At 58.3% G+C, this 12,611-nt stretch carries 13 protein-coding genes; 9 read left to right on the top strand and 4 right to left on the bottom strand.

The genetic code is table 11. The annotated features are described in order from the left end of the window. Positions 1-25: 25 nt before the first annotated feature. Positions 26-1,642 (bottom strand): methyl-accepting chemotaxis protein, encoded by a 1,617-nt coding sequence (locus U5L73_RS10950; protein ID WP_322562379.1) that lies wholly within the window; start codon positions 1,640-1,642, stop codon positions 26-28. A gap of 167 nt (positions 1,643-1,809) precedes the next feature. Between U5L73_RS10950 and U5L73_RS10945 the strand changes: the two genes are divergently transcribed. Genes U5L73_RS10945 through U5L73_RS10935 form a run of 3 tightly spaced genes read left to right on the top strand, consistent with a single transcriptional unit; the run spans position 1,810 to position 4,758 of the window. After that, positions 1,810-2,616, top strand: a complete 807-nt coding sequence (locus U5L73_RS10945; RefSeq protein ID WP_322562378.1) for an HDOD domain-containing protein — start codon at positions 1,810-1,812, stop codon at positions 2,614-2,616. Between the two features lie 7 nt (positions 2,617-2,623). After that, on the top strand, positions 2,624-3,775 hold the full coding sequence (locus U5L73_RS10940) for a phospholipase (RefSeq protein WP_322562377.1): 1,152 nt from the start codon (positions 2,624-2,626) through the stop codon (positions 3,773-3,775). Next, positions 3,772-4,758 (top strand): alpha/beta hydrolase, encoded by a 987-nt coding sequence (locus U5L73_RS10935; protein ID WP_322562376.1) that lies wholly within the window; start codon positions 3,772-3,774, stop codon positions 4,756-4,758. The genes U5L73_RS10940 and U5L73_RS10935 overlap by 4 nt, the downstream gene beginning before the upstream one ends. 16 nt (positions 4,759-4,774) lie before the next feature. Here the strand turns inward: U5L73_RS10935 and U5L73_RS10930 are convergent, their stop codons facing one another. Continuing rightward, entirely contained in the window at positions 4,775-5,911 is a 1,137-nt protein-coding gene (locus U5L73_RS10930; protein ID WP_322562375.1) for an iron-containing alcohol dehydrogenase, read from the bottom strand. A 55-nt stretch (positions 5,912-5,966) separates the two neighbouring features. Here U5L73_RS10930 and U5L73_RS10925 point away from each other — a divergent pair, with 55 nt between their 5' ends. Both U5L73_RS10925 and U5L73_RS10920 read left to right on the top strand, forming a co-directional pair. Further along, a complete protein-coding gene (locus U5L73_RS10925) occupies positions 5,967-6,968 on the top strand; it encodes an alpha/beta hydrolase (protein ID WP_322562374.1) in 1,002 nt (333 codons plus the stop codon). Positions 6,969-6,972: 4 nt separating this feature from the next. Then, a complete protein-coding gene (locus U5L73_RS10920) occupies positions 6,973-7,839 on the top strand; it encodes a YbgC/FadM family acyl-CoA thioesterase (RefSeq protein ID WP_322562373.1) in 867 nt (288 codons plus the stop codon). Positions 7,840-7,860: 21 nt separating this feature from the next. On the opposite strand, the gene U5L73_RS10915 is transcribed toward U5L73_RS10920, so the two are convergent. After that, positions 7,861-8,496, bottom strand: a complete 636-nt coding sequence (locus U5L73_RS10915) for a protein phosphatase CheZ (protein WP_322562372.1) — start codon at positions 8,494-8,496, stop codon at positions 7,861-7,863. Positions 8,497-8,600: 104 nt separating this feature from the next. Continuing rightward, positions 8,601-9,530, bottom strand: coding sequence for a folate-binding protein (locus U5L73_RS10910; RefSeq protein ID WP_322562371.1), 930 nt, complete (start codon positions 9,528-9,530; stop codon positions 8,601-8,603). A 45-nt stretch (positions 9,531-9,575) separates the two neighbouring features. Between U5L73_RS10910 and mltG the strand changes: the two genes are divergently transcribed. The 4 genes from mltG to U5L73_RS10890 are packed head-to-tail and all read left to right on the top strand — an operon-like array spanning position 9,576 to position 12,586. Further along, positions 9,576-10,556 carry an endolytic transglycosylase MltG gene (gene mltG, locus U5L73_RS10905; protein ID WP_322562370.1) on the top strand — a complete coding sequence of 327 codons (981 nt, stop codon included), beginning with the start codon at positions 9,576-9,578 and terminating at the stop codon, positions 10,554-10,556. 10 nt (positions 10,557-10,566) lie between these two features. Further along, positions 10,567-11,223: a dTMP kinase gene (tmk, locus tag U5L73_RS10900; RefSeq protein WP_322562369.1), complete on the top strand. Its 657-nt coding sequence runs from the start codon at positions 10,567-10,569 to the stop codon at positions 11,221-11,223. Continuing rightward, a complete protein-coding gene (locus U5L73_RS10895; RefSeq protein ID WP_322562368.1) occupies positions 11,220-12,227 on the top strand; it encodes a DNA polymerase III subunit delta' in 1,008 nt (335 codons plus the stop codon). Before tmk ends, U5L73_RS10895 begins: the two co-directional genes overlap by 4 nt. Next, complete coding sequence (locus U5L73_RS10890; protein WP_313873019.1) at positions 12,224-12,586, top strand: PilZ domain-containing protein; 363 nt, start codon at positions 12,224-12,226, stop codon at positions 12,584-12,586. Before U5L73_RS10895 ends, U5L73_RS10890 begins: the two co-directional genes overlap by 4 nt. The last annotated feature ends 25 nt before the right edge of the window (positions 12,587-12,611 follow it).

The raw sequence follows: 12,611 nt of genomic DNA, 5'->3' as shown, positions 1-12,611 counted from the left end.
CCCCGACATCGGGGCCTTTTTTGACTCAGCGCAGGGCAAGTCTGCTGGCTTGGGCCCTGGCTGTGGCGGAGTAGCCCTCGACCTGAAACACTTCCACTGACTGCACCAGTGCGTTGGCTTGCTGGTTGAGCGTGGCAGCGGCCGCCGCCATTTCCTCTACCAGAGCAGCGTTTTGCTGGGTCGACTGGTCGATTTGCGTAACGGCGGTCCCGATCTGGCTGATGCCCGCGCTTTGTTCGCGGGTAGCCGTGCTGATCTCGCCGATCAGGTCTGCGACGCGGTTGACCTCGCTGACGATGTCCGTCATTGCAGTGCCCGCGGTGTGAACCAGGGTGGTGCCTGCCTCTACCCGTTCTACGCTGGCTTCAATGAGTGTCTTGATTTCTTTGGCCGCTTGCGCACTGCGCTGTGCAAGAGTCCGCACTTCTGTCGCCACCACCGCAAAGCCGCGTCCCTGTTCTCCGGCACGGGCTGCCTCGACCGCTGCATTCAGCGCAAGGATATTGGTTTGGAAGGCAATGCCATCGATCACGCTGATGATGTCTCCGATCCGGCGGGAGCTGCTGGAGATGTCTTCCATCGTGCTCACCACTTTGGAGACTACGCTGCCGCCGTGTTCCGCGGCGGCGCGAGCGCTAGTGGCGAGGCGGCTTGCTTGCTGAGCAGTCTCGGAGCTTTGCTGGACGTTGGCGGTCATCTCTTCCATCGAGGCAGCGCTTTGCTGAATGCTATGGGCCTGTTGCTCGGTGCGCTGTGACAGGTCGTTGTTGCCACTGGCAATTTCGCGTGAGCCAGACGCAATCGAGGTTGCTGAGCTGCGAACACCTGAAACAATACCTGCGAGTGCGGCCTGCATTTCACCCAGGGAAGCCAGCACACTGTCTTTAGAGGCATGGGCACTTCCCTCTACCGTGCTGAGATCGCCAGATGCCACGCGACGTGCCGCTGCGCTTAGTTGAGCGGGGTCAGCCCCCAATGAGCGCATCAAACTGCGGTGTATCAGGGTCGCCAGCAATATGGCAATCACGACTGAGGCTATCGACACGCCGATCAGCAGCAACCGATTGCTACGGAATTTGTCGCTGGAACGTTTGATCTCATTGCCTCCCGCTGCAGCGATGAGCTTGGAGTAGTCAGTGGTTGCCCCGATCAATTGCTTGAGCAAGGGTTGGCATTGCTCGTTCATTTGCAGGATGGCGGCCTCTTTCTGGCCGGCGAGAGCTTTGGCCACGATGGACAGCGCCACCGGGCCGTACTGTTGCTCAAGTTTGTCAATTTTGACCAGCAATTCACGCTCCTCGAGGCTCACGTCTTTGGCACTGGCAACCGTGTTCTTGAGCAACGCAAGACGCTCCTGGACCCGGTCGTGGGCAACCTGGACCGCGAGGGATTCGGCCTTGATGTCTTCAGGACCATTCAGAATGATGAGGTTTCGGGCCGAAATGGCGCGCGCACTGGTGGCTGCACGGATATCACGCGCCAAACTACCGCGGCTGAACTCATCGCTCACAAACCCGTCGAAGTTTTGCTGCGCTTCGCTCAAACTTTGAATGGCCAGCGTGGATACGCCCACCAAAATGGTGACCAAAATGGCAAAAGCGATAAAAAGCTTCCTGCCCACTGATTGCTGATGAAAGTTCATGGAAATACTCCGGAATGAATAGGATTATTCGAGTGCTCAGCAGTCTATACGCAGCAACGTACGCGCTGGATTCAAAGCTCCGTTACCCAGGGCCAGCCAATGGTTGAACTGATAGCACCCCAGCGATAATGCGGAGCTAGCCAGGTCGTTTTCCGGAGTGAGCCAACATGATTCTCAGTGCGTTGCTGGAGCAGCAGTTTCACCTGCCCAGCATTCCTAAAGTGGTGGCACTCCTCCTGAGTGAGCTGGGCCAGCCTGAGGCCGACCTCCACAAAATCAATCGCCTGATCAGCAAAGACCCTGCGCTCACCAGCCGGCTGCTTCAGTTGGCCAACTCCAGTTTTTTTCAGCAGTCGGGCAAGATCAGCACGGTCTCAGAGGCCCTTGCGCTGCTGGATTTGAGCCACGTCCGGATGATGGCGCAAGCCGCCGCAGAGGTGGCGTCCCCCAAAGCGGTGCCGGGTATCCAGCTGCCGCAGTTCTGGGACTACAGCCTCAACGTGGCCAAGGTATCGCGCTCGCTGGCCACGCTGGTGCGGCTCAACGCCCAAGCGGCATTCACCACGGGGCTGATACATGCGGTGGGCGAGCTTGCCATGCACCTCGCGATGCCCGATGTGTGCGCCATGCTGGACAACGAAATCGCGCCCCTTGCGATGAACCGGGCCTTTGTAGAGCGCACGGTGCTGGGCTACTGTTATGCCAGCGTGGGTGCCGGCTATGCGCGGATGTGGCAGTTTCCGAAGCCTATGGTGGACGCTATCGAGCACCAATACGCCCCGTTTGACAACAATGTGTATGAGCCCTTGGCCGGCGTGATTCACCTAGCAGCCTGGCGTGCACGCGCCAAAGAAGCGGGCTTGACCGAAAAAGGGCTGGCCGTTACCTATCCGGATGCCGTCGGCATTGCGCTGGGACTGAACATCGACATGGTGCTGCAACAAGACCCATTTGACTGGGCAGCCCACACCTGAACCAGATATGAAAGCACTTCGCATCTATGCGGGTCCGACAGCCCGCGCGTCATTGGCCGCGCACGGCTTGCAACCGGAACACATCCGCACGATTCCCGGCGCTGCCGGCGGGCCTAAAGGGCTGATTCTCGGCCCGATGGACCGCTTTTTGTTTGGAGATTGGCTACAGCGATCCAGCCAGCCGGTGGATCTGGTGGGCGCCTCCATCGGAGCGTGGCGCATGGCGACTGCCTGTCTGACTGACCCGGTGTCCGCATTTCAGCGCCTGGAGCACGACTACATTCACCAGCATTACGAGCTCGCGCCCGGCCAAAAGCGGGTCAGCGCAGACCAGGTGAGCGAAACCTTCGGGGGCAACCTGCTTGCTTTTTATGGCGGGCGCGTCCCCGAGGTGCTGAACCACCCGCGGTACCGGTTGCACATCGTGACCTCCCGAGGCAGGCACATGCTGGGCACCGAGCATGGCTTGCGCACCCCGCTGGGCTATTTGGGCGCCTTTTTGACAAACACCGTCAAACGCAAGGCCATGGGCGCCTGGCTGGAGCGGGTGGTGTTCTCCAGCGGCGGGGCAGGCGAGGGCCCGGCGCCCCTGCCATTTGCGACCCAGGACTACCGCACCCGGCGCGTGCTGTTGAGCGAGGCCAACTTCAACCCTGCGCTGCAGGCCAGTTGCTCGATCCCGTTTGTGTTGCGGGCCATCCACGATATCCCCGGCGCACCCAAAGGCGCGTATTGGGATGGTGGCATCACCGATTACCACCTGCACCTCAACTACCCGGGGGCGGAGCTTGCTACATATTCAGGAGCTACTCCCGCAATGAATACGGGGGCTACCGGCACTTTTTACCCTAAAGGCTTGGTGCTGTACCCGCATTTCCAGCAAAGTGTGGTGCCCGGCTGGTTGGACAAAGGGCTGAAATGGCGCCACCGGAGCACGCCGTTTCTGGACACCATGGTCTTGCTGGCCCCTGACCCGGATTGGGTAAAAACTTTACCGAACAGCAAACTTCCGGACCGCACAGACTTTACGCACTACGGCAATGATCTGGATGCGCGCGTCAAAGCATGGAATGCCGCGACAAGCGCAAGCCAGCAGATGGTGGACGAGTTCATCGCCTGGCTGGATAAGCCAGACATGAACCAGGTACACCCGCTATGAACCTTCCGCGCTCCGGTTTCCGCGCATCCTTACTCCCTTTGCTGTGTGCGGCCCTCTGGGCCAGTGCTACGCCAAGCCATGCGGACAATGTGCTGGACCGCATCAAGCAGCGCATCTTGGAGCGGCGGGACAACGGAGACCGGCGCGGCGCCGAAGAGTCCCTCGAGGCCCCGGACGACGGCACAGCTAGCGAAGCCCGGTTCAGGGTCTTGCGCGACGTGCCTTATGGCAACGACGCGCTGCAAAAAATGGATGTTTATCTGCCCGACACCCAAGCGGCGGGCCCGGCACCGGTCGTTTTCATGGTGCACGGGGGGGCCTGGCGCACCGGCGACAAACGCAATGGGAATGTGGTGGATAACAAGGCCCATCGCTGGCTTGCCAAGGGCTTGGTATTCGTTTCGATCAACAACCGCCTGCTGCCCGAAGCCGATCCACTCGACCAGGTGCGCGATGTGGCGCAAGCCTTGTCCGTAGCGCAAAACCAGGCGCGCAGCTGGGGTGCGGATCCCAAGCAATTTGTGCTTATGGGGCATTCGGCCGGGGCCCATCTGGTGGCTTTGCTTTCGGCATCATCCGTGTACGGGCCTCAAGCGGGTGCCCAGGGCTGGCTGGGTTCGGTGCTGCTCGACAGTGCAGCGCTCGATGTGGCCGGCATCATGAAAACGCGGCACCACAGGCTGTACGACCCGGCGTTTGGTACCGATCCGGATTTTTGGCGCGCGGTGTCCCCACAGCACCAGTTGCAGGGCTCTGCCAAACCGATGCTGGCAGTGTGCTCCACCCGCAGGGGCGACTCCTGCGCCCAAGCCCAAGCATTCAGCCAACAGGCCATCGCCATGGGGGTGAGGGTGCAAGTCTCCGGCCAGGATCTCAGCCATGGCGAGATCAACAAAAACCTCGGTCTGGCCGGCAGCTATACCGACACGGTAGAGGGTTTTCTGGCCACGCTGAGCCCGGCGCTCTCCAGCCGATTGCGCTAGCCTACGACCCCATCTCTCACATGGAGGCCGCCAGTATGGCCCTGTAGTCATCCTCACTGGCCAACCGTGGATTGGTCTTGTGACAGTGGTCCGCCATAGCGCCTGCGACGATTTTGTCGAACAAGTCTTCGGTGACGCCCATAGCGGAAAGCCCTGAGGGCAGGCCTAGCCGGGCATTCATGTCTTTGACAGCGTCTCCGATATCTGCAGCGGAGTTCAAACCCATGGCATGGGCTATGCGCTGCAGGCGTTTGTCTGCTTTCACAGAATCAGCGTCTGCGTTGAATGCAATGACCGCTGGTAAAAACATGGCGTTGAGGGTGCCGTGGTGCAAGCGCGGATCCACTCCGCCCAGACTGTGGCTGAGCGAATGCACGCAACCCAGACCTTTTTGAAACGCCATGGCGCCTTGCATGCTGGCGCTCATCAATTGGCGGCGCGCCTCGATATCGGTGCCATCGGTCGTCGCGCGTTCGATATGGGCCCATGCCCGCTCCAAGCCGTCGAGGGCGATGCCGTCCGCCGGCGGATTAAAGGCGGCGGACATAAAGGTCTCCATGCAGTGTGCCACCGCGTCCATGCCGGTTGCGGCGGTCAGGCGCGCCGGCAAGCCGAGGGTCAGCTCCGGGTCGCAGATGGCCGACTTGGGCACCAGGTACCAGCTATGGAAGCCAAGCTTGCGATGGTCATCCACAATGATGATGGCACCCCGCGCGACTTCACTGCCGGTGCCACTGGTGGTCGGCACCGCAATCAAGGGAGCGACTTTGTCGGTGATGCGGGCAGAGCCGCCCTCGATAGTGGCGTAATGGGTTAACGGCCCCGCATGGGTCGCCGCGATGGCAACACCTTTGGCGCAGTCGATGGCGGAGCCGCCGCCCACCGCAATCAAGCCATCACAGCCTTGCGCCCGGTACAGCGCGGCGGCGGCCCGGACTGCAGCTTCGGTGGGGTTGGAAGGGGTCTGGTCAAAGACGGCTGCGGGCATGTCCCCCAAGGCATTCAATGCCCGCTGCAAAATACCGGCGGCTTTGACGCCCGCATCCGTCACGATCAGCGGGCGGCTGATGCCGACGCGCTCGCACTCGCTGCGCAGCAGGCGCAGTGCGCCACATTCAAACTGGATCTGGGTCAGGTATTGAATCAAAGCCATGGTGTCGCCGTGTAGGATTGAACAGGTTTCCAATGTACCCAATTCACTACGTTCCATGAGTCCCCATTTTGACCGCCACGCCAACCCGCGTGCCTTGCTCACTCCGGCCACGCTGAAGGTGGTGGACAGTATTGCCCGGGCTGGGCACGTGCCCATGCATGCACTCTCAGCAACCCAAGCCAAAGCGGTTTATGCGGCGGCGGCCAATGTGCTGGAGTTGCCGGTACAAAAGCTTGCGCGGGTCGAAGACTTTTCAATCCCGGCGCGCGATGGATATGCGATACCTGCTCGCCACTACGCACCGGATCACACGGCTTTACCGGTGCTGCTGTATTTGCATGGAGGTGGCTTTACCGTGGGGAGCCTCGCCACCCACGACGGCCTTTGCCGCCGCTTGGCCCACCTGGCTGGTTGTGCCGTGGTCGCCCTCGACTACAGGTTGGCCCCGGAGTACAAATTTCCGACAGCGCATGAGGACTGCTGGGATGCCCTGCAATGGCTTGCCCACCATGGTGCTGAGCGCGGGTTGAATGGCCAGCGCATGGCCGTTGGCGGTGACAGTGCCGGAGGCACTTTGTCCGCGGCATGCGCTATTGAAGCGCGGGACCATGGCTTGCCTTTGGCCTTGCAGTTGCTTTTTTATCCAGGTTGTGCCGGACACCAAAACACGCCGTCACACCGCCGCTATGCCAAAGGCTTTGTTCTCGACGAGACCAATATCACTTACTTTTTCAATCACTACATCCGTACGGTCACTGACCGGGATGACTGGCGCTTTGCCCCGCTGGACGGCGTGCGCCCGGACGGACTGGAGGCCGATCTTGCCGGCACAGCACCTGCATGGATAGGGCTTGCCGAATGCGATCCCTTGGTAGACGAGGGGGTGCAGTATGCCGACCGCCTGCGCATGGCGGGTGTGCCGGTAGATCTGGAAATTTACCGGGGCGTTGTCCACGAGTTCATCAAAATGGGCCGCGCCATCCCGGAGGCTGCCCACGCGCATGCCGACGCTGCCCGCGCACTGCGCGCGGCACTCCACACCACTACCGGAGGATGAGATCATGAGTTATGCGCCCCAAGACTTCAGATTCTTGCATCCGCTGCGGGTGCGATGGTCGGAGGTGGATATGCAAAAGATCGTGTTCAACGCGCACTATCTGATGTATCTCGACACTGCCATGGGCGCGTATTGGCGTGAATTGGCGCTTCCTTATGCCGACACGATGGCGTCTTTGGCGGGCGATCTGTTTGTCAAAAAAGCCACCTTGGAGTACCACGCTCCGGCGCTGTATGACGAATTGCTGCAAGTGGGGCTCCGGCTGGAGTCCATCGGCAATAGTTCAGTGCGGTATGCAGGTGCGGTGTTTCGCAACGGCGCGCTACTCGTCAGCGCTGAGCTGATTTATGTGTTCGCTGATCCCGCAAGCCGTACGTCGCGCCAAGTGCCCACAGCACTAAGAAAGGTTCTCTCGGATTTCGAAGCAGGCACGCCCATGATTGAGACTGTTACAGGGCCATGGCAGGCTCTGGGCGAAAGCATCACGCCCTTGCGAAATAGCGTGTTTGTCAACGAACAAAAGATTTCGCCCGCTCTGGTCTATGACGACGCCGATGAATCGGCGGTACACGCGGCTGTGGTCAATGGTTTAGGGCTCGTAGTTTCCAGCGGACGGCTTTTGGTGCACGCACCCGGTACCGGCCGCATCGGACGCATGGCCACAGACCCTACCTTGCGCGGGCAGGGTTTGGCCCGCCGGGTACTGCACGCCTTGATGAACGCATCCAAGCAGCGCGGGGATAGCTCCATCGTGCTGCACGCCCAAACAAGCGCTGCCGGGTTCTATCGGAAAGAGGGGTTTGAGCCCGTAGGGCCAGAATTCGAAGAGGCGGGCATTGCCCACCAAGAGATGGAATTCCGCTGGCCCTGAAGAGCGGCCGCCGGGCTTAAATTAAAAGCCTAACGAGGCTAGCAAGTCGTCCACATCATCTTGCTTGAGCGCATTGTCTGCAGTTTGAGGCCCCTCGAGCACATGGTCGTCTACCGACACAGTGCCTTCGATTGCAGCAGCCTTTGTGCTCACCACAGCGTCCGGGCTACTGTCAATCAGGAGCTGGACCAATTGCATTTCGGTCCGAGTGATGATGTCGATCACCTTCTTGATCACCTGGCCCGACAGATCCTGGAAATCCTGGGCCATCATGATGTCACTCAAGACCTCGGCCTGCTTGGATGAAAACTGCGCCGTGGAGTGGGCAAACTTCCCGCAGGTCACCAAAAGGCCTTTGGCTTTCTCATCGCTGTAGTCCGCGCTCTGCGCCAAGCGCGTGAGCGCAGCACCCAGTTCATCGCCTCGTTTCGCCAAGTCATCACAAGCAGGCTTGGCTTCTTCGACCAGGTTCAACACCTTGTTGGCTGCATCTTCGGTCATCTTGCCCACATAGGCCAAGCGATCACGGGCGTTCGGGATCTCTTCGACGATGTTGTGGAGTTGGTTGGCGCCCAAAACCGAGAGTGCTTCGTGCATTTCACGGGTGATGGAACCCAATCGGGAAAAAGCTTCTTCTTTGCTAAGCGGTGTAGACATAAGCGGTCGTAGTCCTTCGGGCGCGGTGTCGTTCAGTGCTTATTATGGGCTGCCTTCCGGCACATGCAACCCGTGAACCCCGATAAACAGACGGTAAACAGGCCTCAGATGTCTTCCAACAACGGGTACGGTAAAGGTTTAAGTGCCAGCTTGGCCCCTGCTACTGCCAATTCGGCGTCTTGGTGAGATGTCTGTAACACTACCAACGCGTCACATCCCCCTGCAGGGCATGCCGCAGCTTGCACGACTTGGCCAACGACGCTGTCACTGTCTTCAGCCACACAGACGTCTTGGCCTGGCGACAGTTCGGCAGTGGTGTGTGCGAGGTAGGTGCGTCGCTTTAATGTGCCTCGAAATTGACTGCGAGCTACCACCTCTTGGCCCGGGTAGCAGCCCTTTTTGAAGTTGACCCCGCCCACAGACTCGTAGTTCAACATTTGCGGCACAAACGCCTCAAAGACCGGCTGTGTTACGGAGGCGATGCCACTGATAACTTCTCCCCATTGCCAAGTCTGCAAGCTCATTGCAGCACCTTCTGGTTGAGGTGCATCGAACGGGCTCACCCAGAGTTGGCGCTTGGTGGGGCCCGCGGGATAAAGCGTAATGGCGGTGCCGTCCGCCAAGTCAGCCTTGGACCATGCCTGGTCATGCGTCGCAGGTGTGGTTTTGATGGCGTCTCCGGAGAGTCCCCAGATGGCGGAGCTGTCTGACACGTCACTCAACTGAACCTTGGCGCGCATCACAAACATCGATAGACGCTTGAGCGTAGGAGCCAGTAGATCTTTGCTACAAAGCAAAAAAATATCGCCATCTGATGCTTTAAATCCAACAAAGCTGGCTTGCATGCGGCCTTTGGCATTACAAAAAGCCGCCAAGCGCGCTTGATCTGAGTCCAGCAGGGAGAAATCCTGCGTCAATTGGCCATGAATGAATTTGGCAGCGTCGGCGCCGTGAAGTCGGATCACGCCCCAATGTGTCAGTCTTGCCACCCCGGCAGGCAGGGCAAATGGTGTGGATGCGTTCAGTACGGTCATAGCCTCAATTATCATTCTTCGTTTCATCCAGACAGAGAGTAGGCCGTGCGCTTTTTCATTGCCGTCGTTTTGGCAGTCGTTGCTTTGTTGGCTTCAGGCTTTGCATGGGTTCAGTCACCGCTGAAGTTGGAAGCAACAGTGGTTGATATTCATATAGACGCAGGTAGTAGTGCGCGTGAAGTGGCACATCAGGTGGCAGGTTCGGGCGTGGATGTGTCGGAAGACCTGCTCTATGCATGGTTCCGGCTCTCTGGTAAATCGCGCCAAATCCGCGCTGGCAGTTACGAGCTGACTACAGGTATCACGCCCAAGACGTTGCTGGAAAAGTTTGTACGCGGTGACCAAGCGCTCAGGTCCGTCACCATTCTGGAGGGCTGGACATTCCGCCAAGCGAGACAAGCATTGGCCAAAGCCGACGCACTCAAACAAGACAGCCGGGCTTTGTCAGACGACGCCATCATGGCAGCGCTGGGAAGATCCGGGCAACATCCGGAAGGGCGCTTTTTCCCTGATACCTATACCTATGCCAAGGGGAGTAGTGACATGGATGTGCTCGGGCAGGCCCTCAAAGCAATGGACAAGCAGCTTGAAGCCGCATGGAGCCTTCGCCGGGCAAACCAGCATTTACAGACGCCGGAGCAGGCTTTGATTCTTGCCAGCATCATTGAAAAGGAAACAGGCAAGACGGCCGACCAAGCTTTGATTTCATCAGTATTTCACAACCGGATGCAAATAGGGATGCGCTTGCAAACAGATCCGACGGTGATTTATGGCATGGGCGAACGTTTTGACGGTAACTTGCGACGCTCCGATTTGCTGGCAGATACCCCTTACAACACCTATACCCGTAACGGTCTGCCACCGACCCCGATTTCTTTACCGGGGAAATCTGCACTTATTGCCGCGATTCAACCGTTGTCATCCAAGGCGCTTTATTTTGTAGCCCGAGGAGATGGGAGCAGCTATTTCAGCGAATCTTTGGACGAGCACAATAGAGCAGTCGACAAGTACCAAAGAGGGCGCTGAGCCAGAAGTTATGCAGGGACTGTTTATAAGTTTTGAAGGCATCGATGGAGCGGGCAAATCGACCCATATCGATGCTGTACGGCTTGCGTTTGTGGCAGCGGGTGCTAATGTCACCTTAACCCGGGAGCCCGGTGGCACGCCGCTGGCGGAGCAGCTTCGGGGTTTGGTCTTGAATGACCCGATGGACGCAATGACTGAAGCGCTGATTGTGTTTGCTGCGAGGCGTGATCACTTGAAACAGGTGATTTGGCCAGCATTAGCGCGTGGCGATGTAGTTTTGTGTGACCGCTTTTCTGATGCCAGCTTTGCTTATCAAGGCGGAGGCAGAGGTTGCGCTTGGAGCACCTTGGAGACCCTTGAAGCTTGGGTGCAAACTCCGCAGGTTGCGAAGAACGACGCTACTTCGCCGCAACCCATAAAGCCGCTGTTGACTATTTGGTTCGATTTGCCGGCCGCAGTAGCGGCCAAGCGGCTGACGGCTGCGCGGATCCCGGATAAATTTGAATCTCAACCTCAGGCGTTCTTTGAAAAAGTGGCACAGGCCTACGAACGGCGGGCACAAGAGGACCCTATACGTTTTGCCAGGATCAATGCGGATCAAACAATGGCTGCCGTGCGCACTGATGTATTGGCAGCACTTGTGACGCGAGGACTGCTGAAAGCATGAACCTTGCACCATGGATTGAGCGCCAGCGAAGCGCGTTATTGAGCCAAAATGGTCACGCTTGGCTTTTGCAAGGTCCGTCCGGACTGGGGCAGTACGCTCTGGCTATGGAGCTTGCGCGTGCCTGGCTTTGCGAAGCACCGAGCGGGGCAGGGGCGTGCGGCACCTGCGGCAGTTGTCATGGTATCGAGGTGCGAACGCATGCGGATCTGTGCATGCTGATGCCCGAAACCACCATGATCGAGCTCGGTTGGCCGTTGAGTGAAAAGGCCCAAGCCGAGGTGGATGACAAAAAACGCAAGCCGAGCAAAGAAATCAGAGTCGATGCAATGCGGGATGCAGTGGAGTTCTCCCAACGCACTAGTGCAAGAGGCCGAGGCAAAGTGGTAGTGGTGTTCCCTGCAGAGCAGATGAATCACATTACCGCGAACGCTTTGCTCAAGACTCTGGAGGAACCACCTGGTGATGTACGGTTTGTCCTTGCCACGGAATCTGCTCACCAGTTGTTACCCACCATCCGTAGTCGCTGTATCTCTCACACATTGCAATGGCCGCCTATTCAAGAAGCCGAAAGTTGGTTGACAGGCCAAGCAGTCGCAACTGAGCAGATGAATCTGGCGCTTAAGGCATCAGGTGGGAGACCTGAGTTCGCCTTGACACTGGCGCAAACTGAAGGCGCACTCAACCGGTGGTCCTCTATTCCCCATGCTTTGCGCATGGGAGATGCGAGCATATTCAAAGATTGGAGCGCGTCCTCCCAAATCGATGCGATTCAGAAAGTTTGTCACGATCTCATGGTAGTTTCTACGGGTGCAAATCCCCGCTTTTTTCCACGTCAAGCGCTACAGGATGTGCGGGTGCCCATGTTTGTGCTGTCTGCATGGTCCAAGGAATTAGCGCAGTCGATGAAGACGATTGATCATCCATTCAATGCAGGCCTATTGACCGAGTCGCTTGTGTCTAAAGCGCAAACCGTCCTAAACTCTGGGGTGCCCAAGAGACCATGACCAGTACACCTACCGCCAGTGCGAGGCCCAGTGTTATCCAGCTTTCGATCAAAGAAAAAGCTGCGCTATATGCTGCCTACATCCCAATGTTTACTGAGGGCGGCGTGTTCATTCCGACAACGCGCGACTACAGCTTGGGTGATGACGTCTATGTCTTGCTCTCGTTGCCCGAAGACATGCAGCGCTACCCCGTTGCCGGAAAAGTTGCTTGGGTTACACCCGCCAAAGCAGCAGGCGGGAGAACCCAGGGCGTGGGTATTTTGTTTCCCAAAGACGAAAAGTCACGGGCACTCAAATTGAAAATAGAAGAGATCTTGGGTGCACACATGGCCTCTGAGCGCCCTACCCAAACGGTTTAAAACTCACGACTCGGCGGGCGTCAGA

The sequence above is a fragment of the Rhodoferax sp. genome, assembly GCF_034520025.1.
Lineage (GTDB): Bacteria > Pseudomonadota > Gammaproteobacteria > Burkholderiales > Burkholderiaceae_C > Allorhodoferax.
This window is presented reverse-complemented; position numbering and strand designations above follow the sequence as displayed.

Coding starts and splice junctions, on each gene's coding strand:
- tmk (WP_322562369.1), top strand. CDS start 10,567: ATGCAGGGACTGTTTATAAGTTTTGAAGGCATCGATGGAGCGGGCAAA.
- U5L73_RS10910 (WP_322562371.1), bottom strand. CDS start 9,530: ATGACCGTACTGAACGCATCCACACCATTTGCCCTGCCTGCCGGGGTG.
- U5L73_RS10895 (WP_322562368.1), top strand. CDS start 11,220: ATGAACCTTGCACCATGGATTGAGCGCCAGCGAAGCGCGTTATTGAGC.
- U5L73_RS10945 (WP_322562378.1), top strand. CDS start 1,810: ATGATTCTCAGTGCGTTGCTGGAGCAGCAGTTTCACCTGCCCAGCATT.
- U5L73_RS10890 (WP_313873019.1), top strand. CDS start 12,224: ATGACCAGTACACCTACCGCCAGTGCGAGGCCCAGTGTTATCCAGCTT.
- U5L73_RS10915 (WP_322562372.1), bottom strand. CDS start 8,496: ATGTCTACACCGCTTAGCAAAGAAGAAGCTTTTTCCCGATTGGGTTCC.
- U5L73_RS10925 (WP_322562374.1), top strand. CDS start 5,967: ATGAGTCCCCATTTTGACCGCCACGCCAACCCGCGTGCCTTGCTCACT.
- U5L73_RS10935 (WP_322562376.1), top strand. CDS start 3,772: ATGAACCTTCCGCGCTCCGGTTTCCGCGCATCCTTACTCCCTTTGCTG.
- U5L73_RS10920 (WP_322562373.1), top strand. CDS start 6,973: ATGAGTTATGCGCCCCAAGACTTCAGATTCTTGCATCCGCTGCGGGTG.
- U5L73_RS10950 (WP_322562379.1), bottom strand. CDS start 1,642: ATGAACTTTCATCAGCAATCAGTGGGCAGGAAGCTTTTTATCGCTTTT.
- U5L73_RS10940 (WP_322562377.1), top strand. CDS start 2,624: ATGAAAGCACTTCGCATCTATGCGGGTCCGACAGCCCGCGCGTCATTG.
- U5L73_RS10930 (WP_322562375.1), bottom strand. CDS start 5,911: ATGGCTTTGATTCAATACCTGACCCAGATCCAGTTTGAATGTGGCGCA.